The sequence below is a fragment of the Delftia sp. WSY_10 genome (genome assembly GCF_043104705.1).
Lineage (GTDB): Bacteria > Pseudomonadota > Gammaproteobacteria > Burkholderiales > Burkholderiaceae_C > Comamonas > Comamonas tsuruhatensis.
On sequence record NZ_JBICKY010000052.1, the window covers coordinates 217,849 to 242,334 of the forward strand.

Annotated in this window: 23 protein-coding genes; 14 read left to right on the forward strand and 9 right to left on the reverse strand. The window is 69.6% G+C overall.

Translation table 11 applies throughout. The annotated features are described in order from the left end of the window. The first annotated feature begins 12 nt into the window (after positions 1-12). The 5 genes from ACF8ML_RS21035 to ACF8ML_RS21055 are packed head-to-tail and all read left to right on the forward strand — an operon-like array spanning position 13 to position 5,030. Positions 13-1,068 (forward strand): substrate-binding domain-containing protein, encoded by a 1,056-nt coding sequence (locus ACF8ML_RS21035; protein WP_392407865.1) that lies wholly within the window; start codon positions 13-15, stop codon positions 1,066-1,068. Beyond that, positions 1,065-1,829 (forward strand): GolD/DthD family dehydrogenase, encoded by a 765-nt coding sequence (locus ACF8ML_RS21040; protein ID WP_392407866.1) that lies wholly within the window; start codon positions 1,065-1,067, stop codon positions 1,827-1,829. Before ACF8ML_RS21035 ends, ACF8ML_RS21040 begins: the two co-directional genes overlap by 4 nt. Before the next feature lie 48 nt (positions 1,830-1,877). Then, the gene (locus ACF8ML_RS21045) at positions 1,878-2,858 is read left to right on the forward strand and encodes an ABC transporter permease (protein ID WP_016448253.1); all 981 of its coding nucleotides are present in this window, start codon (positions 1,878-1,880) and stop codon (positions 2,856-2,858) included. 48 nt (positions 2,859-2,906) lie between these two features. Beyond that, the gene (locus tag ACF8ML_RS21050; protein ID WP_315532571.1) at positions 2,907-4,028 is read left to right on the forward strand and encodes an alcohol dehydrogenase catalytic domain-containing protein; all 1,122 of its coding nucleotides are present in this window, start codon (positions 2,907-2,909) and stop codon (positions 4,026-4,028) included. 45 nt (positions 4,029-4,073) lie between these two features. Next, positions 4,074-5,030 carry a sugar-binding transcriptional regulator gene (locus ACF8ML_RS21055; protein WP_012206377.1) on the forward strand — a complete coding sequence of 319 codons (957 nt, stop codon included), beginning with the start codon at positions 4,074-4,076 and terminating at the stop codon, positions 5,028-5,030. Between the two features lie 35 nt (positions 5,031-5,065). Here ACF8ML_RS21055 and ACF8ML_RS21060 read toward each other — a convergent pair whose 3' ends face one another. From ACF8ML_RS21060 to ACF8ML_RS21070, 3 genes are all read right to left on the reverse strand, one after another. Then, the gene (locus ACF8ML_RS21060) at positions 5,066-5,713 is read right to left on the reverse strand and encodes a LysE family translocator (protein ID WP_047326875.1); all 648 of its coding nucleotides are present in this window, start codon (positions 5,711-5,713) and stop codon (positions 5,066-5,068) included. Between the two features lie 106 nt (positions 5,714-5,819). Further along, positions 5,820-6,491 carry a glutathione S-transferase gene (locus tag ACF8ML_RS21065; protein WP_016453271.1) on the reverse strand — a complete coding sequence of 224 codons (672 nt, stop codon included), beginning with the start codon at positions 6,489-6,491 and terminating at the stop codon, positions 5,820-5,822. Between the two features lie 93 nt (positions 6,492-6,584). Beyond that, positions 6,585-7,442, reverse strand: coding sequence for a LysR family transcriptional regulator (locus ACF8ML_RS21070; RefSeq protein WP_012206374.1), 858 nt, complete (start codon positions 7,440-7,442; stop codon positions 6,585-6,587). A gap of 109 nt (positions 7,443-7,551) precedes the next feature. Between ACF8ML_RS21070 and bla the strand changes: the two genes are divergently transcribed. After that, entirely contained in the window at positions 7,552-8,463 is a 912-nt protein-coding gene (gene bla, locus ACF8ML_RS21075) for a class A beta-lactamase (protein ID WP_034367430.1), read from the forward strand. Between the two features lie 171 nt (positions 8,464-8,634). Here the strand turns inward: bla and argA are convergent, their stop codons facing one another. Then, positions 8,635-9,981: an amino-acid N-acetyltransferase gene (argA, locus tag ACF8ML_RS21080; RefSeq protein WP_012206372.1), complete on the reverse strand. Its 1,347-nt coding sequence runs from the start codon at positions 9,979-9,981 to the stop codon at positions 8,635-8,637. Between the two features lie 283 nt (positions 9,982-10,264). Between argA and ACF8ML_RS21085 the strand changes: the two genes are divergently transcribed. Genes ACF8ML_RS21085 through ACF8ML_RS21100 form a run of 4 tightly spaced genes read left to right on the forward strand, consistent with a single transcriptional unit; the run spans position 10,265 to position 15,125 of the window. Continuing rightward, complete coding sequence (locus tag ACF8ML_RS21085; RefSeq protein ID WP_047326876.1) at positions 10,265-11,716, forward strand: TolC family protein; 1,452 nt, start codon at positions 10,265-10,267, stop codon at positions 11,714-11,716. After that, a complete protein-coding gene (locus tag ACF8ML_RS21090; RefSeq protein ID WP_013801710.1) occupies positions 11,713-12,762 on the forward strand; it encodes an HlyD family secretion protein in 1,050 nt (349 codons plus the stop codon). Before ACF8ML_RS21085 ends, ACF8ML_RS21090 begins: the two co-directional genes overlap by 4 nt. A 13-nt stretch (positions 12,763-12,775) precedes the next feature. Further along, positions 12,776-13,990 carry an ABC transporter permease gene (locus tag ACF8ML_RS21095; RefSeq protein ID WP_392407867.1) on the forward strand — a complete coding sequence of 405 codons (1,215 nt, stop codon included), beginning with the start codon at positions 12,776-12,778 and terminating at the stop codon, positions 13,988-13,990. 1 nt (position 13,991) lies between these two features. Next, positions 13,992-15,125, forward strand: coding sequence for an ABC transporter permease (locus ACF8ML_RS21100; protein WP_392407868.1), 1,134 nt, complete (start codon positions 13,992-13,994; stop codon positions 15,123-15,125). Between the two features lie 12 nt (positions 15,126-15,137). On the opposite strand, the gene ACF8ML_RS21105 is transcribed toward ACF8ML_RS21100, so the two are convergent. Together ACF8ML_RS21105 and ACF8ML_RS21110 are read right to left on the reverse strand one after the other, a co-directional pair. Further along, positions 15,138-16,343, reverse strand: a complete 1,206-nt coding sequence (locus tag ACF8ML_RS21105) for an MFS transporter (protein WP_016448243.1) — start codon at positions 16,341-16,343, stop codon at positions 15,138-15,140. 51 nt (positions 16,344-16,394) lie between these two features. Continuing rightward, on the reverse strand, positions 16,395-17,393 hold the full coding sequence (locus tag ACF8ML_RS21110; protein WP_392407869.1) for a LysR family transcriptional regulator: 999 nt from the start codon (positions 17,391-17,393) through the stop codon (positions 16,395-16,397). Positions 17,394-17,469: 76 nt separating this feature from the next. Here ACF8ML_RS21110 and ACF8ML_RS21115 point away from each other — a divergent pair, with 76 nt between their 5' ends. Continuing rightward, complete coding sequence (locus ACF8ML_RS21115) at positions 17,470-18,354, forward strand: amidohydrolase family protein (protein ID WP_392407871.1); 885 nt, start codon at positions 17,470-17,472, stop codon at positions 18,352-18,354. 26 nt (positions 18,355-18,380) lie between these two features. Further along, the gene (locus ACF8ML_RS21120; RefSeq protein ID WP_016448238.1) at positions 18,381-19,376 is read left to right on the forward strand and encodes a tripartite tricarboxylate transporter substrate binding protein; all 996 of its coding nucleotides are present in this window, start codon (positions 18,381-18,383) and stop codon (positions 19,374-19,376) included. 25 nt (positions 19,377-19,401) lie between these two features. Here the strand turns inward: ACF8ML_RS21120 and ACF8ML_RS21125 are convergent, their stop codons facing one another. Both ACF8ML_RS21125 and ACF8ML_RS21130 read right to left on the reverse strand, forming a co-directional pair. Then, positions 19,402-21,033, reverse strand: coding sequence for a gamma-glutamyltransferase family protein (locus tag ACF8ML_RS21125; RefSeq protein WP_392407872.1), 1,632 nt, complete (start codon positions 21,031-21,033; stop codon positions 19,402-19,404). A gap of 13 nt (positions 21,034-21,046) precedes the next feature. After that, positions 21,047-22,036 (reverse strand): Bug family tripartite tricarboxylate transporter substrate binding protein, encoded by a 990-nt coding sequence (locus tag ACF8ML_RS21130; RefSeq protein WP_392407874.1) that lies wholly within the window; start codon positions 22,034-22,036, stop codon positions 21,047-21,049. Between the two features lie 132 nt (positions 22,037-22,168). Between ACF8ML_RS21130 and ACF8ML_RS21135 the strand changes: the two genes are divergently transcribed. Beyond that, the gene (locus ACF8ML_RS21135) at positions 22,169-23,053 is read left to right on the forward strand and encodes a LysR family transcriptional regulator (protein WP_016448236.1); all 885 of its coding nucleotides are present in this window, start codon (positions 22,169-22,171) and stop codon (positions 23,051-23,053) included. Positions 23,054-23,103: 50 nt separating this feature from the next. On the opposite strand, the gene ACF8ML_RS21140 is transcribed toward ACF8ML_RS21135, so the two are convergent. Next, positions 23,104-23,487 (reverse strand): tautomerase family protein, encoded by a 384-nt coding sequence (locus ACF8ML_RS21140; protein WP_012206360.1) that lies wholly within the window; start codon positions 23,485-23,487, stop codon positions 23,104-23,106. A gap of 115 nt (positions 23,488-23,602) precedes the next feature. Between ACF8ML_RS21140 and ACF8ML_RS21145 the strand changes: the two genes are divergently transcribed. Continuing rightward, on the forward strand, positions 23,603-24,460 hold the full coding sequence (locus ACF8ML_RS21145; protein WP_026062589.1) for a LysR family transcriptional regulator: 858 nt from the start codon (positions 23,603-23,605) through the stop codon (positions 24,458-24,460). The last annotated feature ends 26 nt before the right edge of the window (positions 24,461-24,486 follow it).

Consider the following 24,486-nt stretch of genomic DNA (forward strand, 5'->3'; position numbering starts at 1 on the left):
GGAGACATGACCATGCCGTTTTTCCGCTTCACCACCGTGCTTGCCGCCGCGTTTGCCGGTGGGCTGTTCCTGGCCGCAGCGCAGGTCCGGGCCCAGGCTCCGGCCCCGCTGTCGGCACCAGCACCAGTGCCCGCACCGGCCAAGCCCTACCGCATAGGCGCGGCCGTCTATGGGCTCAAGGGCGAGTTCATGCAGATGTGGACCAAGGAGCTGAAGGCGCATCCGGCCGTGAAGGACGGCACGGTGCAGATCACCGTGTTCGACGGCAACTACGACGCGCTGACGCAGAGCAACCAGTTCGACACCATGATCACGCAGAAGTACGACGGCATCCTCTTCGTGCCCATTGACCTGAAGGCGGGTGCGGCGCCCGTGCAGAAGGCGGTGAAGGCCGGCATTCCCGTGGTGGGCTCCAACACGCGCGTGCAGGGCGATGTGCTGACCTCCTACGTGGGCAATGACGATGTGGTGGCCGGCCGCATGCAGGCCGAGGCGCTGATGAAGGCCATCGGCGGCAAGGGCAATATCGTCGTCATCGAGGGGCCCATAGGCCAGTCGGCACAGATCGAGCGGGCGCGCGGCAATGACGAGGTGCTGGCCCGCCACAAGGACGTGAAGGTGCTGGCGCGCAAGACCGCCAACTGGTCGCGCGCCGAGTCCATGGGCCTGATGGAGAACTGGCTGACCGCATTCCCGGGCCAGATCCAGGGCGTGATCGCCCAGAACGACGACGAGGCCCTGGGCGCGGTGCAGGCCATCAAGACCAAGGGCATCGACATCAAGACCATCCCGGTGGTGGGCGTGGACGGCGTGGCCGCCGCCATCACGGCCGTCAAGCGCGGCGAGATGACCACCAATTTCCAGGACGCCCAGGCCCAGGCGCAGGGCGCGCTGGATGTGCTGCTGCGCCAGCTTGTCGGCCCGTCCTACCGGCCGCGCTCGGTGGTATGGAGCGAGTATGCCCAGGCCATGCCCTGGGGCGATGGCACGGCCAAATCCTACGAGGTGCCCTGGACCGCCATCGTGCCCGCCAATGCCGACGCCTTCTTGCAGAAGGTGCGCAAATGAGCGCCGCCGGCCTGGAGCGGGACTTCGACGGCCGCACGGCCCTGGTCACCGGCGGCGCGGGCGGCATCGGCCTGGCGATTGCCCGGCAGCTCGCCCAAGGCGGTGCGCGTGTCGTTCTGGTGGACCTGGAGCGGCAGGCACTGGACGTGGCCGCTGCCAGCCTGGCCGAGCCCCGGCGCCACCTGGCGCTGGCGGTGGATGTGACCAGGCCCGAGGGCGTGGAGCAGGCGGTGGCCACCGTGCTGGAGGCCACGGGCCGCATCGACATTCTGGTCAACAGCGCCGGCGTGGCGCTGCTGGAGCCGGCCGGCGAAATCAGCGAGGCGGCCTGGGAGCGCACGCTGGCCGTCAACCTCACGGCGCCGCTGCTGCTGGCCCAGGCAGTGGCCCCGGCCATGCGCCGCCAGCGCCACGGCCGCATCATCAACCTGGCCTCGCAGGCCAGTGTGGTCGCGCTCCGGCGCCATGCCGCCTATTGCGCCAGCAAGGCGGGCCTGGTGGGGCTGACGCGCGTGCTGGCGCTGGAGTGGGCGTCCGACGGCATCACCGTCAACGCCATCTCGCCGACGGTGGTGGACACGCCGCTGGGCCGCAAGGCCTGGGCCGGGCAGGTGGGGGAGGCCATGCGGGCACTCATCCCCACGGGCCGCTTTGCGCAGCCCGAGGAGGTGGCGCGGCTGGCCGTGTTCCTGGCCGGTACGCACGCCGGCATGCTGACGGGCGAGAACATCGTCATCGACGGGGGCTACTCCATCCAGTGAGCGGCCTGCCGGCCCCACGCCTTTCTTCCATCAACGCGGGAGTCCTCCATGACGAATCTTCAAGCCGCATCTTCGCCGCCGCTCTTGGGGCGGCGCGCGCTGGACCTGCGCAGCCTGCGCGAGCGCTACGGCGTGGTCATCGCGCTGGTTGCGCTGTGCGCCGCGCTGGCGCTGGCCAACCCCCATTTCATGACCTGGGGCAACTGGGCCGACATCCTGCGCCAGACCTCCATCAACGGCATCCTGGCCATCGGCATGACGTGCGTGGTGCTGACGGCGGGCATCGACCTGTCGGTGGGCGCCATCCTGGCGCTGGCCGGCATGGTCGGCGCCTGGCTGGCGGCCGATGGCCAGGGGCTGGCGGTGAGCGTGGGCGCCGGGCTGGGCGTGGGCATGCTGCTGGGCGGCGTCAACGGCCTGCTGGTGGCCTGGTTCGCGGTGCCGCCCTTCGTGGCCACGCTGGGCATGCTCAGTGCGGCGCGTGGCCTGACCTACATCTACAACGACGGCATGCCGGTGTCCGAGCTGCCCGACGGCTTTCTTGCCATCGGCGCCGGCCAGCTGGGCCCCGTGCCCATGCCCATCGTGATCTTTGCCGTTGCCGTCGCAGTGTTCGCCTTCGTGCTGCGCTACACCGTGTATGGCCGCTACATCTACGCCGTGGGCGGCAACCTGCGCAGTGCCAAGACCAGCGGCATCAACACCCGCGCCATCGTGCTGCTGGTCTATGTGGTCAGCGGCCTGCTCGCGGGGCTGGCCGGCATTTTGCTGGCGTCGCGCACCACGGCGGCGCTGCCGCAGGCCGGCGTGTCCTACGAGCTGGACGCCATCGCGGCCGTGGTGATCGGCGGCACCAGCCTGTCGGGCGGCACGGGCAGCCTGGGCGGCACGGTCGTCGGAGCCCTGCTCATCGGCGTGATCAACAACGGGCTGAACCTGCTGGGCGTGTCCTCGTACTACCAGCAACTGATCAAGGGCGTGATCATCGTCGGCGCCGTGCTGCTCGACAGTTCGCGCCGCAGGGCATGAAGCGCTGCGCCCACGTCCTGTCCACCATCTGCAACCCGGGAGAGTTCCATGCAAAACACCCTGCCTGACGCCGCCGATACGAACATGCTGGCCGTGGTCTGCCACGGCCCCAGGGATTACCGGCTCGAACGCGTCGCACGTCCGCAGGCCGGGCCGCGCGAGCTGGTCATCCGCGTGGCTTCCTGCGGCATTTGCGCGGGCGACTGCAAATGCTGGGCTGGCGCGCCGCGCTTCTGGGGAGATCCGGAAAAAGGCCGCCCCGCCTATGTGCGCCCGCCGGTGATCGCGGGCCACGAGTTCTGGGGCCATGTGGTGGAGGTGGGCGAGGGCGCGCAGGAGCACCACGGCGTGCAGCTGGGTGACCGGGTGATCGCCGAGCAGATCGTGCCCTGCCATGCCTGCCGCTATTGCAGGACCGGCTTTCGCTGGATGTGCGAGGTGCACGATGTCTACGGCTTCCAGCGCCAGGTGGCCGATGGCGGCATGGCCGAGTACATGCGCCTGTCGGCCCGCGCCGTGGTGCACCGGATTCCCGAGAGCGTGGCCTTCGAGGATGCGGCCATCACCGAGCCGCTGTCCTGCGCCATCCATGCCGTCAACCGCGGCGACATCCAGCTCGACGATGTGGTGGTCATCGCCGGCGCGGGCACGCTGGGCCTGCTCATGGCCCAGGTGGCGCGCCTGAAGACGCCGCGCCGGCTGGTGGTCATGGACCTGTCGGACCAGCGCCTGGCGCTGGCACGCCGCTGCGGCGCCGACGTGACCATCAACCCCGCGCGCGAGGATGCCTGCGCCATCGTGCACGCACTGACCGACGGCTATGGCTGCGATGTGTACATAGAGACCACGGGCGCGCCCTCGGGCGTGACGCAGGGGCTGGACCTGGTGCGCAAGCTCGGCCGCTTCGTGGAGTTCAGCGTCTTCGGGCGCGAGACCACGGTGGACTGGTCCATCATCGGCGAGGAAAAGGAGCTGGACCTGCGCGGCGCCCACCTCAGCGCCCATTGCTACCCCATCGCCATCGACCTGCTGGCGCGCGGCCTGGTCACCTCCGAGGGCATCGTCACCCACCGCTATGCGCTGTCGGACTGGGAGAGCGCCATCCGGGTGGCCGATTCCATGGACTCGGTCAAGGTCCTGCTGCTGCCCCACGCTGGCGAGGCCCGGTGAGCGGCGCTACACTGCGCGCCTTTCCCGGCACCCTTGGAGGCACCCTTGACTGAAAGCGACCTGACGCGACTGGCGACCCTGTACTACGTCGATGGATGCACGCAGGACCAACTGTCCAAGGAGTTCGGCATCTCGCGCGCCACCGTCGGGCGGCTGCTGCGCCGCGCGCAGGAAGAGGGCATTGTCGAGATTCGCGTGCGGCCGCATTCGCTGGTGTCCGCCGACCTGGAGCGGCAGCTGACCGAGCGCTTTCACATCAAGCGCGCACTGATCGCGGTGGACCACAAGGATGCCGACCGGCAGCGCGAACTGCTGGCAGGGCTGGTGGCCAGCGAGCTGGAGCGCATCCTGGTCGACGGCTCCATCGTGGCCGTGGGCATGGGGCGCAACGTGTCCTCGGTCTCCGAGCACGCCCTGTCCGCCACACGGCGGGAGTGCCACTTCGTCAGCGCCATCGGCGGCTCCTACCGTGGCGGGGAGGCGATGAACGCCGACCACATCGCGCGCCGCCTGGCCGCGCGCTTTGGCGGCAAGTCCGAATCGCTCTATGCGCCGGCCCTGGTGGGCGATCCGCAACTGCGCAAGGCGCTGCTGGACAACGACACCGTCAGGCACACCCTGGACAAGGCGCGCCGCGCCGACATCGCCCTCATCGGCGTGGGCGATGTCAGCGTGGACAGCAACATGGCCCGCATGGGCTGGTTTTCCGCGCAGGAGATCTCAGACGCCCGCCGCGCGGGCACGGTGGGCGACATGATGGGCTACGACTTCATCGACATCCACGGCCAGCCGGCCGCAACCCCCATGCAGGACCGCGTCATCGGCCTGAGCCGCGAGGACCTGCTGCGCATACCCAACGTCATCGCCGTGGCGGCCGAATCCAGCAAGGTCACGGCCATCCTGGGCGCCCTGCGCACCGGCGCCATCGACACGCTGGCCACCACCACGGCCAACGCCGCTGCCGTGCTGCAGCTGGACGATGTCATGGGGACGACGCGCTGACGCAGCGGGGGAGGCGCGGCTCTTGGGCGGCGCGCCTAGTTCGACGCGCGGCGGTAGAAGGCCAGCGAGCCTGCCAGCGCCAGCAGCATGCCGCCGCACAGACGGTCCAGCCACATCACGGCCCGCCCGCGCAGCAGCCGCGCGGCGCGTGATCCGGCGAAGGCATAGGCCAGCATCACCAGGAAATCGATGAGCGCGAACACCAGCGCAATGGCGATGTACTGCGGCGCCTGGGCGGCCGCCGGGTCGATGAACTGCGGCAGCAGGGCCGAGCAGAACAGGTAGCCCTTGGGATTGGTCACGGCGACCAGGAACGACTTGAGCAGCACGGTGCGGGCGCTGTAGCCGTCGGCGTCAGTCTCTGCCTTGCCGCCACCCTGGGGTGCCGACAGCGATCCGCCCTGGCTGCGCAGCATGCGCAGGCCCAGCCAGGCCAGGTAGGCCGCGCCCGCCCACTTGACCACCGAGAACCAGAACTCCGAGGCCGCCAGCAGCGCGCCCAGGCCCAGCGCGACCGCGCCGACCAGCACGAAGTCCGACAGCACGGCGCCCAGCATGCCCGGCAGGGCGCGGCGCACGCCGTGGCGCGAGCCATTGGCCAGGGCCAGCAGCACGGTGGGACCGGGGGTGATGATCGCGATCAGCGCGACCAGGGAGAAGACGAGCAGGGTGGCGAGGGTCATGTCGGCGAAGGCTCATGCGGTTGGCAACAGCCTGCCACTGTGCCAGCTTTGCCTGCCTTGCGCAGCCCCTGCCGACCCGGGGCAGGGCACACGGGGCGGGCAGGCGTCAGTCGCTGCCCACGCCACCGGCGGCAAAGACCGGGCCGCGCGTGCCGGGCACCCAGCCCGGGTAGGTTTCCATCACTTCTGCGAACAGGGCCGAGTCGATCCAGCGCTGCAGCCAGGCCTGCAGATGCGGCCAGGGCTGCTCGTTCCATTGCGACTCGTCGATGCGCGCGTACTGGCGCACGAAGGGGCGCAGCGCCATGTCGGCCAGGCTGGGGTTCTGGCCGAACAGGTAGCCGGTGGCCTCCAGCTGGTCGTCCAGCTCGGCCAGCCAGGTCAGGGCATCGGCCTGGGCGTGGTTGACCTCTTCGGCCGTATAGCGCTCGGGGTACTTGCAGCGGTCCAGGGCGTGCTTGAAAAAGCCGTCGTTGCGCTCGATCAGCGCCAGCATGTCCTGCAGCGAGCCGCTGGTCGGTGCCAGCCAGCCATCCGGGTCATTGGCGCGCAGCGCGTGCAGCATGACATCCAGGCTCTGCTCGATCACGCGGCCGTCCTCCAGCACCAGCACGGGCACCGTGCCCTTGGGCGATGCATCGAGCAGCGCCTGCGGCTTGTTGCGCAGGTTGATTTCGCGCAGCTCGCAGGCCAGGCCGGCATGGGCCAGCGCCAGGCGGGCGCGGATGGCGTAGGGGCAGCGGCGAAACGAGTAGAGAACCGGCAGGGTCTGGGTCATGGAGCGGGAACGGGGCTAGGGGCCAAAAGCGGCAGATGATAGCGCCGGGGCCAAAGTCGGGCGGCCTGCGGGTCTTGCCGCGGGCGTCCGTGGCTATTGCAGCTGCGCCAGCAGCCATTGCCTGAAGGTCTTGAGCGCCGCACTGGGTGCGCGCGAGCGCAGGTGGGTCAGCCAGTAGGCGCCCGTGTCCACCTCCTGCTCGAAGGGGCGCACCAGCCGGCCCTGCTGCAGCAGGTGCTGGAACATGCGCGCCGGCAGCAGGGCCACGCCTGCGCCCTGGGCGGCCGCCTCGGCCAGCGTCAGCGAGGAGTCGAACATGGCCCCGCGCGCCAGCGGCGCGCTCTGGTCCAGCGTGGCAAACCAGCTCTCCCATTCCTGCAGGCGGTACGAGCGCAGCAGCGTCTGCCCGGCCAGGTCGGCCGGCTGGCGCAGGCGCTGGGCCAGGGCCGGGGTGCACATGGGCGTCAGCGGCGCGCGCAGCAGCAGCTCGGCGCGCGTGCCCTGCCAGGCGCCGTCGCCGAAGCGCACGGCCGCATCCAGCCCTTCGCCGGCCAGGTCCACGCGGTTGTTGTGCGTGAGCAGTCGCAGGTCGATGTAGGGGTGCTGCTGCTGGAACTGGCCCAGCCTGGGAATCAGCCAGCCGATGGCGAAGGTGCCGACCACGCCCACGGTGAGGACCTCGCGCGGGCGCGGCTCGGCCACCTGCTGCAGCGAATGCTCTATGCGCGCAAAGCTCTCGGCCACGGCAGGCCACAGCGCATGGCCTTCGTCGGTCAGCGCCAGGCCGCGCGGCAGGCGCCGGAACAGCGGCTTGCCCAGGCGCTCCTCCAGGTTGCGGATGTGCTGGCTGACGGCGGCCTGGGTCACGCACAGCTCGTCGGCCGCCCGCGTCAGGTTGAGATGGCGCGCGGCCGCGTCGAACATGCGCAGGGCATTGAGGGGCAGTTGCATGGTGAGCCAATAGTTTTTCTAAGGGATGCTGCCAATTATTCACGCTGGTCGCAGATTGGGCGCGGCGCTATCGTTGCGGTTGTAGATCTGCAACTGAAAAGGAAAAACAATGCAAAGACGCGATTTTCTGATGACGGGCGGCGCGGCCGCCTGGATGGCGGCCGGGCTGGCCGGCTGCGCCCTGCCATCAAAAAAACAGGGGGCTGCCGACCAGGCCTTCAGGACCGAGCTGGCGCGCATCGAGAAAAGTGTGGGCGGGCGGCTCGGCGTGGCCGTGCTGGAGGTGGAGTCGGGCGCCAGCGTGGACCACCGCGGCGACGAGCGCTTTGTCATGTGCAGCACCTTCAAGCTGCTGCTGGCCGCCCAGGTGCTGGACCGCGTGCAGCAGGGCGATGAGCGCCTGTCGCGCCGCGTGCACTACGCCAGCTCCCGGCTGGTTCCCTACTCGCCGGCCAGCGGCCCGCGTGCCGGTGATGGCGGCGGCATGACCATCTCCGAACTGTGCGAGGCCGCCGTGGTGCTCAGCGACAACACCGCCGCCAACCTGCTGCTGGACGCCAGCGGCGGACCGCAGGCGCTGACGCAGTGGCTGCGCGCCAGCGGCGACGAGACCACACGCCTGGACCGCATGGAGCCCGAGCTCAACGAAGGCCTGCCCGGTGACGAGCGCGACACCACCACGCCGCTGGCCATGGTGCAAAGCATGCAGCGCCTGCTTCTGGGATCGGTGCTGGACGGCCATGGCCGCGCCCTGCTGCAGCAGTGGCTGGTGGCCAGCCGCACGGGCGACAAGCGCCTGCGCGCGGGCATGCCGGCCGGCTGGCGCGTGGGTGGAAAGACGGGCACCGGCGATCGCGGCACGGCTAACGATGCCGTCATCGCCTGGCCCACGCCGCAAAGCGCACCGCTGCTGGTGACCGGCTACCTCACCGAATGCCCGGCCGACGCGCCGCAGCGCGATGCGGCGCTGGCGGCGGCCGGCAAGGCGGCCGCACGCTGGCAGGCAGCAGTGCAAGGCTGAGTTGCGCCACCATGTCGCTTGATTTGGGCGATTTCAGAAAATTGGCGTGGCCTGAAGACGAGAGACACCGAGGAAGGGCCTGGGCCGGCCGCGCCGCCCCCGCACCGAGGGTGTCGCCGGCCGCCCGTATGCCCCCCTCGTGAGGGGGAAGGCGCACAGCGCCTCAGGGGGTTACAGCTTCTTGACCAGGACCTGACTTTTGCGGTCCCAGTTGTACTTGGCCTTGCGCGCCTCGGGCAGCCAGTCGGGGTCCACGGGCTGGAAGCCGCGCTTGATGAACCAGTGCATGGTGCGCGTGGTCAGCACGAACAGGCTGTCCAGGCCCTGGGCCTTGGCGCGCTGCTCTATGCGCTTGAGCAGCTTCTCGCCATCGCCCGTGCCCTGGCTCTTGGGCGAGACGGTGACGGCCGCCATCTCGGCCGTCCTGGCGCTGGGATAGGGGTAGAGCGCGGCGCAGCCGAAGATCACGCCATCGTGTTCGATGATGGTGTAGTGGGCGATGTCGCGCTCGATCTCGGTGCGGCTGCGCTTGACCAGGGTGCCGTCCTTCTCGAAGGGCTCGATCAGCTGGATGATGCCGGCCACGTCGTCGGGCGTGGCCTCGCGCAGCTCTTCCAGCTTCTCGTCGATGATCATGGTGCCGATGCCGTCGTGCACATAGATCTCCAGCAGCAGCGCGCCGTCGATGGCGAAGGGCAGGATGTGGCTGCGCTCCACGCCGTGCTCGCAGGCATGCACGCAGTGCTGCAGGTAAAAGCCCGTGTCCGTGGGCTGCTCGGGCGTGGGCAGCTCGGCCAGCATGCGGCGGGCCGTGGCCAGCGGCAGCTCGGTGTCGATGGGGTTGGTCTCGTCGGCCGGGCCCGTAGGGTCCATGCGGATGCCCGGCACCTCGGTCATGAAGATCAGCTTGTCGGCCTTCAGCTCGATGGCCACGCGCGTGGCCACCTCTTCCATGCTCAGGTTGAAGGCCTCGCCGGTGGGCGAGAAGCCGAAGGGCGACATCAGCACCATGGCATCCATGTCCAGGGCGCTGCGGATGCCGCTGACATCGACCTTGCGCACCAGGCCCGAATGCTTGAAATCCACGCCGTCCACGATGCCCACGGGCCGGGCCGTGAGGAAGTTGCCCGAGATCACCCGCACCCGCGCGCCGGCCATGGGCGTGTTGGGCAGGCCCTGGCTGAAGGCGGCCTCGATCTCGTAGCGCAGCTGGCCGGCGGCTTCCTGGGCGCAGTCCAGCGCCACGGAGTCGGTGATGCGCACGCCGCGCGAGTACTGGGCCTCATGGCCCTTGGCGGCAAGCTGCTCGTTGACCTGGGGACGGAAGCCATGGACCAGCACGATCTTCACGCCCATGGCCTGGATCATGGCCAGGTCCTGGACGATGGAGCTGAGCTTGCCCGATGCGATGGCCTCGCCCGTCAGTCCCACCACAAAGGTCTGGTGTCGGAACTTGTGGATATAGGGAGCCACGGACCGGAACCAGGGGACGAAGGTGAAGTTGAAGACGGTGGACATGGTGGTCAGTCGGGGCATCGGGCCGATGCCGGGCAGAAAAAAAAGGCCTGCGGACAGGTCCGCCAGGACATGCTCGCGCAGGCAGGCGCCAGTGTAGCGGCATGGCGCGGCACCTGCGCACAGAAATGGAATGGAACGCCAGGCAAATCGACCCTGCTGCACAGTGCCGGGGGCACAAGGCACAGGACCTTGTCCGACGGGGGCCCGCCTGCAAGCCCGTGTAAGCTTCGCCACCATCGGTGAACCACGCAAGGCGCCCCCATTCATGCCATTGAGCGCTTCCATGTTTTTTCCGTTGCATGCGCGGCCCGCGCGCCTTGTGCCGTGGCTGGCGGCGCTGGGCATGGTCGCAGGGGCGGCCCAGGCTGCAGGGGAGGCTCCGGCCTCCCAGGCTGCCGCCGCGATGAGCTTCGTGCAGGCCCGCCAGGCGCTGCTGCAGGGCTCCGACCAACTGGCCGCCTCGGCCAAGGCCGTGGAAAGCGCGCGGCTCAGACGCCAGGGTACGCAGGGGCTGGGCGGGCCTTCCGTGGCCATCACGGGCCTGGGCTACCGCTACTCGGCCAATGCCGACATCGATCTCGATCCTGCGCGGCGCACCCTGGACGGCGTCCTCGGCCAGCTGCCGCCCTCGGTGGGGCCGGCCATTCCCTCGCTGCCGCAACTGCCCACCTCCTATGCCTTGCAGCGCAAGAGCACGAATGCCTCGGCCAGCCTGTCCCTGGTCTGGCCGCTGTACCTGGGCGGCCTGTCCGATGCGGTGCGCAGTGGCCTGGACGCTGCCACCGACGAAGCCCTGGCCGATGCCGCCAGCAGCAGCCACGCCCTGCATTCGCTGCTGGTGCAGCGCTACTTCGGCGCCCAGCTGGCCGAGCGGGCCGCACGGCTGCGCGAGCGTGCGCTTGAGGGCGTGCGCGTGCATGACGCGGCCGCGCAAAGCATGCTCAAGGCGGGCGTGATCTCCCGGCTGGAGCGCCTGCAGGCCCGTGCCGCGCTGGCCGACGCCGAGCAGCAAGCGCGCAAATCGCGCGACGACGCAGACCTGGCCGCAGCGGCGCTGGCGCGCACGGTCAAGGCGCAGCGGCAGGTGCTGCCCAGTACGCCGCTGTTCGTCAGCAGCCGGCCTTTGCCGCCGCTGGACGGCTTCGTCGCCGCGGCCCAGTCGCACCATCCGGGTCTGGACAAGGTCCAGGCCAAGAAGCGCCAGGCCGAGTCCCTGCACGACGCCCAGGAGGCGCTGCGCCGGCCGCAGCTGCTGGCCTTCGGTTCGCGCGAGGTCAACACCAGCGGCAAGCCCAACTGGGTGGCTGGCGTGGCCGTGCGCTGGACGCTGTGGGACAGCATCGACCGCGATGCGCTGGCCGCCTCCTCGCAGCGCAAGATCGAGCAGGCCGAGCTGACCCAAGCCCAGGCGCTCAGCGACATCGCGCTGCTGGTCGAGAAGAACTGGCTGGGCGTGGAGCAGGCACGCCGCCAGTACCAGGCCCAGCAGGCCCAGGAGGATCTTGCGCGCGAGCTGCTGCGGCTGCGCGAGGCCGGCCTGCGGGAAGGCACCAGCACCACGCTGGACCTGATCGATGCCAGCCTCAATCTCGCCAAGGTCCAGACCCAGCGTGCCGAACTGGCCAACCAGTATGTGCAGGCCCTGGCCGCACTGCTGGAGAGCACGGGCCAGAGCGAGGAATTCGACCGATTCATGGCCCAGGCCGACATACAGATCCCACCCGACGCACCATGAGCACAGCCACGCCCGACCATCCCCGCAGCGCCCCCGAAGCACCCGGCCCCGCGCCCGTGCCGCCGGGGCGCAGGCGCCCCTGGCTGGCCCTGGCCATCGTGCTGGCCGTGCTGCTGCTCGTGGCCTGGGGCTTTTGGCGTGCGGCGCAGCCCGCCCCCCTGTATTTCCAGGGCCAGATGGAGGCACGCGAGACCGACATCGCGCCCAAGGTCACGGCGCGCATCGCCAAGGTGCGGGTCACCGAAGGCCAGAAGATCCAGCCCGGCGATCTGCTGGTGGAGATGGACAGCCCCGAGGTGCGCGCCAAGCTGGCCCAGGCCGAGGCCGCGCGCGATGCCGCCCAGGCCCAGGCCGACAAGGCGCAGGCCGGCGCACGCCCGCAGGAAGTGCAGATGGCGCGCCTGAACTGGCAGCGCGCCCAGACGGCCGCCGACCTGGCCCAGACCTCGCTGCGCCGCGTGCAAAGCCTGTTCGACCAGGGACTGGTTGCGGCCCAGAAGCGCGATGAAGCCGATGCCAACTGGCGCGCCTCGCGCGACCAGGCGCTGGCTGCGCGCGCGCAATATGAAATGGCGGCTTCGGGCGCGCGCCAGGAGGATCGCAGTGCCGCCCAGGCCCAGGCACGCCAGGTGCAGGGCGTGGTCGCCGAGGTGGAGGCCGCGCGTGCCGAGACCGAGCTGCGCAGCCCCGTGGGCGGCGAGGTGGTCCAGGTGCTGGCCCGCCAGGGCGAGCTGTCCCCGCAGGGCGTGGCCGTGGTCACCGTGGTGGACCTGGCCGACCAGTGGGTGGTGCTCAATGTGCGCGAGGACCAGCTTGCACGCTTTGCCCAGGGCAGCCGCTTCACCGGCCGCCTGCCGGGCCTGGACAACCGCGAGGCCGGCTTCGAGGTCTACTACCTGGGGGTGCTGCCCGACTTCGCCACCTGGCGCGCCACGCGCGCCGGCCAGGGCTTCGATGCGCGCACCTTCGAGGTCCGCGCGCGGCCGCAGCAGCCCATTGCAGGCGCGCGGCCCGGCATGAGCGTGGTCGTGGAAGGCGGCCGTTGAGCGGCCGGCGGCAGTGAGCGCGAACCCGCCCACGGCCTTTGCCGCCAGCCTGCGGCGCGAATGGCGTCTGCTGCGCGGACGGCCCTGGGACCTGGCCATGGTCAGCTGGGTGCCGCTGCTGGCGCTGCTGCTCATGGTCTGGATCTTCTCGGCAGGCCTGGTCCAGCGCCTGCCCGTCGCTGTCTGGGACCAGGACCACAGCGCCCTGTCGCGCCAGCTGGTGCGCATGCTGGATGCCACGCCGGGCCTGGCCGTGCAGTCGCAGGTGCTCAATGCCTCGGAGGCGCAATGGGCGCTGCAGTCCATGAATGCCTATGCCGTGGTGCAGATCCCGCCCGGCTTTGCGCGCGACATCAAGCGGGGCCAGGGGGCCGACGTGGTGCTCATGCACAACGCCCAGCTGGCCACGCATTCCAGCCTGATCCAGCGCGACCTGCGCCAGGTGGTGGGAACGCTGTCGGCCGGCGTGGAAATGCAGGCCCGTGCCAAGCGCGGCGACCCGGCCCAGGCGCTGCGCGTGCGCATGGAGCCCATACGCACCAACCTGGTGTCGCTGTTCAACATCTCCACCAACTACGAGCAGTTCCTGGCGGCGGCGCTGATTCCCGCGCTGCTGCACATCCTGGGCATGACGGCCGGCGCCTGGTCCGTGGGGCGCGAGCTGCGCGACCGCACGCTGGGCCAGTGGATGGCCGAGGCTGCGGGCCCGGGAAAGCCCGGCTGGAGCGCCATTGCGGGCGCCTTGGCGGGCAAGCTGGCGCTGTCCTGGGCCAGCCTGGGCCTGGGCGGTACGCTGGCCATGCTGTGGCTCACGGCCGGACGGGGCTGGCATCCGGGGCAGGGCGCTGCCAGCCTGGCCTGGGTGGCGCTGGCCCTGCTGCTGCTGATCGCCGTGAGCCTGGCGGCCGGGGCGCTGCTGGCGTCGCTCACGCTGTCGCTGCGCACGGCGCTGTCGGGCGCGGGCCTGCTGTCGGCTCCGGCCTTTGCGTTCAGCGGCGTGGGTTTTCCGCTGCTGGCCATGCCGGATTCGGCACGTGCCTGGGCCCTGTCCATGCCCTATACCCACTATGCGCGGCTGCAGATAGAGCAGTTGCAGATGGGCGCGCCCATCGTGCAGAGCCTGCCCGTGGTGGCCGGGCTATTGCTGGCCGCGCTGGTGTTGCTGCTGCTGGCCACGGCAGGCCTGGCGCGCGGCCTTTCCCGCCCCGACAAATGGGGAGGGCGCTGAGATGGCCAGGGGCTTTGCGCATGACTTCCTCAACGCCCTGCGTGCCGTGTTCGGCGACGTGGGCGTGCTCATGCTGCTGGTGGGCGCGCCCGTGCTCTACGGCTTCTTCTATCCCTGGTTCTATGGGCAGGAGGTGGTGCAGCGCGTGCCCGTGGCCGTGGTGCAGCACGACGGCAGCGGGCTGGCACGCCAGATGATGCGCTTTGCCCAGGCCAGCCCGCGCATCGAAGTCGCTCTGGTCACGGGCGACGAGGCCCAGGCGCAGCAGGCCCTGCTGGATGGCCGCGTCATGGGCTACGCGCTGCTGCCGCGCGACCTCAAGCGCCGCGTGGTGCGCAGCGAAGAGGCCGTGGTCCCCGTCTATGCCAACGGTGCCTACCCGCTGGCCGCCAAGCAGGTGCAGTACGGCTTTGCCGAAGCCTTCGGCACGGTCTCGGCAGGCGTGGAGCTGCGGCGGCTGACGGCCGGCGGACAGAGCGCACTGCAGGCCCAGGCCAGCCGCTCGCCCGTCAACCTGCAGATGCAGGCCCTGTTCAATCCGACGGAAGGCTACGGCAGCTTCGTCGTCGCCGCCGTGGCCATCATCATCCTGCAGCAGACGCTGCTCATGGGCGGCGCGCTGCTGGTGGGAACCTGGCGCGAGCAGGGATTGGACAGGGCGCCGGCACGCACCTGGCTGGCGCGGCTGCTGGCGCTGTGCACGCTGGGCTGGCTCTCGGGCCTGTACTACTTCGGCTGGATCTTCGTCTGGCACGACTATCCGCGTGGCGGCAATCCCTGGGGCGCGCTGGCACTGCTGGCCGTCTTCGTCCCGGCCGTGGCGGGAGCGGCGGCGCTGCTGGGCTGGTGGCTGGCCAACCGCGAGCGTGCCATGCAGGTGGTGCTGTTCACCTCCATCCCGCTGGCCTTCGTCGGCGGCTTCAGCTGGCCGGCCGAAGCCCTGCCGCAACTGCTGCAGGCGCTGCGCTGGCTGTCGCCCAGCACGGCGGCCATCCAGGCCTCGCTGCGACTGAACCAGGCCGGCGCGCCGCTGGAGGCGGCGCTATGGCATCTGTCCGTGCTGCTGGCCCTGGCGCTGCTGGGCTGGGTGGCCGTGCTCTGGCTGGGCAGCCGCCGTGCGGACCCTGGCGATTGACCGGTCGGGGCTTCAGGCCGGCGCGCCCGCGCCGCGACCCCGTCCCTGCATGGCCAGCATCAGCAGCACCACGCCCACGATGGGCAGCAGCCAGGTGTTGATGCCGTCCCAGCCGGCCGTGTGCAGCAACTGGCCCGAGCCGAACGAGGCCACGGCCACGGTGCCGAAGACCAGGAAATCGTTGAGCGCCTGCACCTTGGCGCGCTCGGCAGGGCGGTAGCACTCGGTGACCATGGCCGTGGCGCCGATGAAGCCGAAGTTCCAGCCCACGCCCAGCAGCACCAGGGAGCCCCAGAAGTGCAGCAGCTCCAGCCCCATCAACGCCATCAGGGCCGAGGCCGCGATCATCACCAGCCCCAGCGCCGTGATGCGGCGCTTGCCAAAGCGCGCGATCAGCCGGCCCGTGAAGAAGCTGGGTGCGAACATGGCCAGCACATGCCACTGGATGCCCAGCGCCGCCTCGCCCACCGTGTGGCCGCAGCCCACCATGGCCATGGGCGCGGCCGTCATCAGAAAGGCCATGAGGCCGTAGCTGACCACGCCGGCCGAAGCCGCCACGATGAACTGCGGTGTGCGCGCAATCTCGGCCAGCGGCCGGGCCTCGCCCGCCACGGCGCGGGCCTGGGGCGGCGGCAGCTTCAGGCCCAGCAGCAGCGGCAGGGCCAGCAGGGCGAGAACGGCCTGGCTGTAGAAGCTGCCGGCGAACGGCGTCATGGGCAGGGCGTCGCGCGTCCAGATCACCACCTGCGGGCCGATGATGGCCGCGATCAGCCCGCCGATCATCACGCGCGAGATGGCGCGCGCCTGCTCGGCGGGGTCGGTCATGGCGTCGGTGGCCGCGAAGCGGTAGCTCTGCACGCAGGCCGCGTAAAAGCCCGCCAGCGCCGTGCCGATGCAGAAGGTCACGAAATCGGAGTGCGCAATGCCCTGGGCGGCGATCACGCCCGAGACCACGCCCAGGATGGCGCCCAGCACATAGGCCGTGCGCCGCCCCATGCGCTGCATCAGCCAGGCCGCGGGCAGCGTGGACAGCGCCAGGCCCAGCTGGTAGATGCTGACCGGCAGCGTGGTGGCCGTGGGATTGGTGGACAGCTGCTGCCCCACCAGGCCGCCCAGCGAAATGATGATGGGCGGCGACGCGCCCCCCAGCGATTGCGCGGCCACGAGCAGGCCGAGGTTGCGGCGCTGCAGCGCTGGAGTGTGTTGTTCTGGTGTCATGGCTTGTGCGGCGGAAAGACCGCATCTTCACCGAAAAGCATGAGGGCTGGGTTAAGCGTTGCTCCGCGTGCCAGCCCTGTCCAGGCGCTGCTGGAGCAGGGATTTGCTGTACGCCTCCTGGAAGATCTGGTGGATCAGCTCCCTGAACCATTTGTGCCCCGCGTCATGGTCGTTGCGCGGATGCCAGACGGCGTCGATGGACAGGGCCAGCTCGGGCAGGGGCATGGGGCGCGCCACGCAGTTGGAGCCGGACAGCACGCTGTGCATCCAGTGCGCGGGCATGGCGGCCACCAGGTCGGTGGATTCGATGACGGGCACCATGCCCAGCCAGGTGGGCACCTGGAACATCACGCGCCGCGCCAGCCCGCGCTCGGCCAGGAGTTCGTCCACGATGCTGCTGCCCACGCCCGTGACCTTCAGGTGGCCTTGCTCCAGGTATTTTTCCAGCGTGAGCGGGGAGGCGGCGGCCGGATGGTCCTTGCGCATCAGCACCATCCACTGGTCGTCCAGCAGGCGGCGTGACGCCGACAGCACCGAGCGCCCGCGCGAGACGGAAAGGCGGATTTCCACGCCTTCGTACTCGACGCGGTCCGAGGGCTGGCGGCCGTCGAAGGACTGCACCGACAGGCTGATGCCCGGCGCCACCGCACGCAGATGGATGCACAGCTGCGGGAGCAGCAGCACGCCCACGTAGTCGGACAGGCGCAGGTGGAAATTGCGCCGCGCCGTGGCCGGATCGAAGCCCTTGCTGACCTCGATGGCGCTTTCGATCTCGCTGAAGGCCTTGCGGAAGCTGCGCGCCAGGCGCACGGCCTCGGGCGTGGGCGCCATGCCTTCGGCCGTGCGCAGAAGCAGCGGGTCGTTGAACTGGGTGCGCAGCCGGCGCAGCGCATGGCTGACGGCCGAGGAGGTGATGCCCAGCCGCGCGGCGGCCTTGCCCACGCTGCGTTCCTCCACCAGGGCCTCGAAGATCACCAGCAGGTTGAGGTCGATGCTGCGCAGGTTGACCGGGGCCCGGGGCGTGCCGTCTGCATGTTGAATGCTGTTCATTTTGATGATGACAAAGATGAGCTTGACTGAATTTTACGTGCGTCACGACAATGCACCAGCTTTGAAATGAATGCCCATGAATTCACCCAGTTTCAACCGCTGTGCCGGTGATTCCGACGCAGTCGAAAATCCAGCGGAACAATATCTGTTTCCAGAAAATTCCTGCGATACCCATTTCCATGTATTTGGTCGTTCCGATGATTTTCCGTTGATTGCGGAACGCGCCTATACGCCGGCTGTCGCGTCCATGGACGATTATTGGAAAGCCTTTCGCCCATTGGGCGTGGACCGCTGCGTTCTGGTCCAGCCCAGCGTGTATGGCCGCGATCACGGCCTTCTCAAGCAGACGCTGCGCCATGCCGAATCGGGCCGCATGCGTGGCGTGGCCGTGATCTACGAGGACACGCCGGATACAGAGATCGAAGCGCTGCATGCCCTGGGCGTGCGCGGCGCACGGTGCAATGCGCTGTTTTCGGGCGGGGTCTCCGTCTCCAGCCTGCGGACCGTGGCCGACCGCATCCGGGGCCTGGGCTGGCATGTGCAATTGCTGGTGAACGTGGATGAAGACCCTGGCCTGGCGCAGCGCGTGGCCGACATGGGCGTGGCCGTGGTGGTGGATCACTTCGGCCACCCGTCGCGCCAGCTGGGCGCCGGCGGGCCGGGCAGCCGCAACCTTCAGGCGCTGATGAAGGAAGGCCGGGCCTGGGTGAAGTTCTCGGGCGCCTACCGGATATCGGCAACGGCATCGGCCGCGGACCCAGCCGTGGTTCCGATTGCACATGCCCTGGTGCAGGCCAATCCGCACCGGATCGTATGGGGGTCGGACTGGCCGCATCCCGGAATAAAGGCCCGTTCGAATTCCGCTGGCGAATTGGCGCGGGCATTGGTGGATTGGGTTCCAGAGGAATACAGGCACACGGTATTGGTCGATAACCCCGCGCGCCTGTATTGGGGTCATTGATTTTCAAATAGCAGGAGACAGAGAAAATGAATCGAATCACATCGGGCCGCAGAGGCTTTATCCGCACGGCGGTATCTTTCGCGGCGCTGGCTGCGGCATCGGCTGCATCGGCAGTGCAGGCGCGCGCATTTCCCGCCAAGCCGCTCACGCTGGTCGTGCCCTTTGCGCCGGGCGGCAACGTGGACATCGTGGCCCGCACGCTGGGCATTCCGCTGGCCCGGCATGCGGGGCAGTCCGTGATCGTGGACAACCGTGCGGGCGGCGGTGGTGCCGTGGGCTCGGGCTGGGTGGCGCGCGCCGAGCCGGACGGGCATACGCTGCTGGTGGCCACGCCGGGCCAGTTGGGCACCTTGCCCGAGATGATCAAGCTGCCCTACCGCGCCGACAGCTTTGCGCCCATTGCCGTGGTCAGCCGCACGCCCGTGGTCGTGGTGGTGCGCGCCAACGACGCGCGCTTCAAGACCGCTGCCGATTTCATCAAGGCGATGAAGGCCAGGGATGGCAGCGTGACCGTGGGCCATGCCGGCCCGGGCTCGCCCAATCACCTGGCCGTGCTGCAGCTGGAAGATGCCGTGAAGGTGCGCGTCAATCCCGTGCCCTACAAGGGATCGGGGCCGGCCCTGGTCGATCTGATCGGCGGGCAGATCGATGCCGTGGTGGACCAGATCACCAGCTCCACGCCGCATATCAAGAGCGGCGCCTTGCGCGCGCTGTTCGTGCTGGGGCCGCGCGCCGGGGGCGGGCTGGCCGATGTGCCCGACCTGGCCCAGCTGGGCCTGCCGGTGTTCGATGCCACCACCTTCGTGGGCGTGTTCGCGCCCAAGGGTGCGCCCACGGCCAGCGTGGACAGCCTGTATGGCTGGATCTCCCAGTCTGTGGCCGACCCGGAGTTCAGCCGCCTGATCCGCGAACTGGGCAGCGAGCCCTTCCCGGCCAGCGCGGCCGTGCTGCAGCGCCTGGTCAGCGAAGAGGCCGCGCTGGCGGCGCGGCTGACCCGCCAGGGGCGTCTGCGCGCGGAGTAGCCGCCGCGCGCATTTTTCCGTTCCTCTAGTACCCGGCCGCCAGCCCGTCGCGGCGCGGGTCGCTGGCGATCTGGTAGCCCTCCACGGCGGGATCGCCCATGCGCCAGATGAACTGGCCGGCGCCGAAGTCCTGGTAGGGGTCGTGGATGACCTCCACCTGGTGGCCCAGCGCCTGCAGGCCGGCGATGGTGGACGGGTCCATGCCGCCTTCCACGTTGATGGCCAGGCCTTCGTTGACGCGCCAGCGCGGCGCATCGCAGGCCGCCTGGGGCGACTGGCGGTAGTCCAGCATGCGCACCACAGTCTGCATGTGGCCCTGGGGCTGCATGTTGCCGCCCATGACGCCGAAGCTCATCACGGGCTGGCCGTCGCGGGTCAGGAAGGCCGGAATGATGGTGTGGAAGGGGCGCTTGCCCGGGCCCACCAGGTTGGCGCGGTTGGGGTGCTGGGGGTCGGTGCCGAAGCCGTGGCCGCGGTTTTGCAGGCTGATGCCGAAGGTCGGCTCCACCACGCCCGAGCCAAAGCCCGAGAAGTTGCTCTGGATGAAGCTGACCATCATGCCGTTCTCGTCGGCTGCCGTCAGGTAGATGGTGCCGCCGCGCACGGGGTTGCCGGCCTTGAAGTCCTGCGCACGGCGCGGATCGATGAGCCTGGCGCGCGAGGCCAGGTAGGCGTCGTCGAGCATCTGTGCGGGCGTCACCTCCATGTCCGCGTCGGCCACGTAGCGGTAGATGTCGGCAAAGGCCAGCTTCATGGCCTCGATCTGCAGATGCTGGGAGGCCACGCCATCCACGGGCAGGCTGGCCAGGTCGAAGTTGGACAGAATGCCCAGCGCGACCTGCGCGGCAATGCCTTGCCCGCCCGGCGGGATCTCGTGCAGCGTGTGGCCGCGGTAGTCCTTGGCCAGCGGCTGCACCCATTGCACCTCGTGCGCGGCCATGTCGGCCATGCCCAGGCAGCCGCCGTGCTGCTGCACGAACGAGGTCACGGCCCGGGCAATCTCGCCTTCATAGAAGGCCTTGCCGCGCGTGGCACCGATGGCGCGCAGGGCGCGCGCTGCGGCGGGAAAGCGGAACAGCTCGCCCACTTCCGGCGCGCGGCCCCGGGGCAGGAAGCTTTCCCTGAACCCCGGCTGCGACTGCAGCTCGGGCGCGCCTGCGGCCCATTTCTGCTGGACCACGGGCGGCACCAGGTAGCCGCGCTCGGCGATCTCGGCGGCCGGCTCCATCAGCGCGTCAAAGGGCAGCTTGCCGAAGCGCTCGTGCAGGGCCACCCAGGCGCTGACGGCGCCCGGCACGGTGATGGAGTCCACGCCCCGGCGCGGCGGCTTGTCCTGGCGGCCGTAGCGCTGGTGGAAGTACTCGGGCGCCCAGCCCTGCGGTGCGCGGCCGCTGGCGTTGAGCCCGTGCAGCTCCTTGCCATCCCAGAGGATGCAGAAGGCGTCCGAGCCCAGGCCGTTGCTCACCGGCTCGACGATGGTCATGGCCGCCGCCGCCGCAATGGCCGCGTCCACCGCGTTGCCGCCTGCCCACAGCATGCGCAGGCCGGCCTGCGCCGCCAGCGGGTGGGAGGTGGACACGGCATTGCGCGCGAACACGGGCACCCGCCTGGAGTCGTAGGGATTGCCGGGAGTGAAGGGAGAGGAAGAGGCGTGCATGAAAGAGCCTGCCTCAGTCGGCGGTGATGCCCATGGTCTTCACGTCACGGCTCCAGCGCGTCAGCTCGCGGTCGATCTGCTGCCTGAAGGACTTGGGGTCGCTGGTCTCGGGGTCCAGGCCCTGGGCCTCGAACTGGGCCTGCACTTCGGGGCGCTCCATGATCTTGCGCACTTCCAGGGCCAGCCGCTCGACGATGGCCGGGTCCGTGCCGCCCGTGGTGAACAGGCCGTACCAGGACGTGAAGGCATAGCCGGGCAGGCCGGCCTCGGCGACGGTGGGCACGTTGGGCAGGTTCTTGACGCGCTGCTTCGTGGTCACGGCCAGGATGCGGGTCTGGCCGGTCTTGGCCGATGTGATGGCGGGCGGAATGCCCGAGAAGATGGCCTGCACCTGGCCGCCCGACACATCGGTGATGGCCGGGCCGTTGCCGCGGTAGGGCACGTGCACCAGGTTCACGCCGGCCTGCTGCGCGAACAGCGCGCCGGCCAGGTGCAGCGTGGAGCCGTTGCCCGACGATGCGTAGTTGATGCTGCCCGGCGCCTTGCGCGCGGCCTCGATCATTTCCTGCACCGTCTTGTAGGGCAGGGCGGCGTTCACCAGCAGCGCGTTGCCGGATTCGGCCACCAGGGTGATGGGCTCCAGGTCCTTGCGCGGGTCGAACGACAGCTTCTTGGCCAGCACGGGCGCCACGGTGTTGCTGCCGATGGAGCCCAGCAGCAGCGTGTAGCCGTTCTTGGGCGCCTTGGCCACCACTTCGCTGGCGATCAGGCCGCCCGCGCCGCCGCGGTTCTCCACCACCACGCTCTGGCCCAGGCGCTGCTGCAGCTCCTTGGCCAGGATGCGGGCCACGATGTCGTTGGCACCGCCGGCGGCAAAGCCCACCATGATCTTCAGCGGCTGCGAGGGCCAGGCATCGGCGGCGGGCGCGGCCCAGCCGGGCGTGGCGCAGGTCAACAGGGCGGCGCAGCAGACGAGCAGGCGGCGGGACACGGGTGCAGGCATGGAGATCTCCAGAAATCCGGGAAGTGGGAGGGCGCGATCAGGACGATCGGCTATCGGTTGCCAGCGATTTTGATGATAGAAACTGTTTGGTGAAAGCTGGAATTTCTTACGAATCTTGAAAGCAAAACTTTTATGCCAAGCCTGCGCATTCTTCGCACTTTTCTGGCCGTGGCGGCGGAGGGCTCCTTCACCGCGGCAGGCCAGCGCGTGGCGCTGACCCAGGTGGCCGTGGGGCTGCAGATGCGCACGCTGGAAAACGACCTCAAGCGCAAGCTGTTCGCGCGCCAGGGCAAGCTGGTCACGCTCAACGAGCAGGGCCGGGCGCTGGTGCCCATTGCCACCCAGCTGGTGGCGCTGTACGAGCAGGCCAAGCACGGCACGCGGGCCGACGCACCGCTGGCCGGCACCGTGCAGTTCGGCTCCATCGTCTCGGCGCTGAGCCAGCTGGTGCGCGCCACGCTGGAGCTCAAGCGCCACCATCCGGCGGTGGACCTGCATGTGGTCTCGGGCAAGTCCAACCGGCTGATCGCCCAGGTGGAGAACCATGAGCTGGACGCGGCCGTGGTGGTCTACAACCCGGCCATCAAGCGCCCCTCGCTGGTCTGGACGCCGCTGTACGCCGAGCCCATGGTGCTGCTGGCGCCGCGCGCCGCCCGGCCCGCGGCGCCTGCCGACATGGTGGAGCGCTATCCCTTCATCCGCTTCGACCGCACCGAGCACACGGGCGAGCTGGTGGAGCGCACGCTGCGCCGCCTGCGCGCCAAGCCCCAGGAGTTCCTGGAGCTCAACTCCATCGAGACCATCGTGGAGCTGGTGCGCGACGGCATGGGCGTGGCCATGCTGCCCAACCTGGCGCGGCATGGCTGGGAGGGCGACCCGCGCCTGCGCGTGCTGCCCCTTGCCCAGACTGCCGAGAGCCGGCAGATCGCCCTGGTGCAGCTGCGCACGGCGGCGCGCGCCGAGATCATCACCGCCGTGGGCCAGCAATTCGTGGCGGCGCTGGCGGTGCCGGACTGAGTGTGCCGGACTGAGCGCGCCGCTGTGGGTGTTGCGCCGATCCGCGTGTCTTAAGTTGCGTATTGCGCGAGCCCGTGGCCCATGGACCAGTTCTCCTTGTCCACCTCGACCAGGTTGACGAACACGTCCTCGGGCCGCAGGCCCGGGCTTTCGACCAGCAGCTCGGCGATGCGGCTGAACAGCGCCTTCTTCTGCTCCAGGCTGCGGGTGTTGCTGACCGTGAGCTGCACCAGCACCAGATCGTCGCTGCGCGCCACGCCCAGGTAGGAGGCGCTGTAGCGGAAGTTGTCGCCGTCATGCTCGGTGATGGTCATGAACTGGTCATCCTCCGGCACGTTGAAGGTCTCGCGCATGGCGCGGTAGAGGCTGTCGCAGATGGCCTGGCGGTAGGCGGGGGACTTGCCGGCGCGCATGTTGATCCGGGTCATGGGCATGGTGTGGCTCCTTTGCGTTGCGTTGAGTTGCTTTGCGTTGTGGGAGCTTCGAAGGTAGGCCGTGCCAGATATTTTGAAAAGCCATGATTGCTGATATCAGTAATAATGGATTGAAATGATTCAACGACCTTTGGACCTGGATGCCGTGCAAGGCTTCGTGCACATCGCGGACCTGGGCAGCTTCACGCGCGCGGCCGAAGCCATGCAGACCACGCAGGCCGCCGTCAGCCTCAAGCTCAAGCGGCTGGAGCAGCGGCTGGGCTGCCGGCTGGTCGAGCGCACGCCGCGCCACGTGCAGCTGTCGGCGCTGGGTGCCGACTTCCTGCCCCATGCGCGCGAACTGCTGCAGGCCCATGAGCGCGCACTGGCGCTGGCCGTCAGCACGCGCCAGCGGCTGACCATCGGCATCAGCGACCACGTGGCCGGGCCGGAGCTGCCGGCCCTGATCGCCCGCATGAATGCGCAGGACCCGCAGCTGCTGATCGACATCCGCATCGCATCGTCCGGCCCGCTGCTGCAGGGGTTTGACCGGCGCGAGTACGACACGGTGATCGTTCGCACGCATGCCGGGCGTGACGACGGCGAGCTGCTGGCCGAGGAGCCCTTCGGCTGGTTTGCCGCGCCCGGCTGGCAGCACCGCGCGGGCGAGCCCCTGCCGCTGGCCACGTTGGCCGAGCCCTGCGGCGTGCGCGCCATGGCCGGGCAGCTGCTGGATTCGGCGCGCATGCCGTGGACCGAGGTGTTCGTGGGCGGCGGCGTGGCCGCTGTCTCGGCCGCCGTCATGGCGGGGCTGGGCGTGGCCGCGCTGGCGCCGCGCATGCTGGCCCTGGGCGCCGTGGACGTGGGCCCGCGCCTGGGCCTGCCCACGCTGCCGCGCCTGCCCGTGCTGCTGCACACCCGCGTGCGCGAAGGCCGGCCGCGCGCGGCGCTGGATGCGCTGGGCGCCGCCTTCAAGTCCGCCGTGCGTGGCTAGCAGCCAACAATCGGCCCGGCATGGCG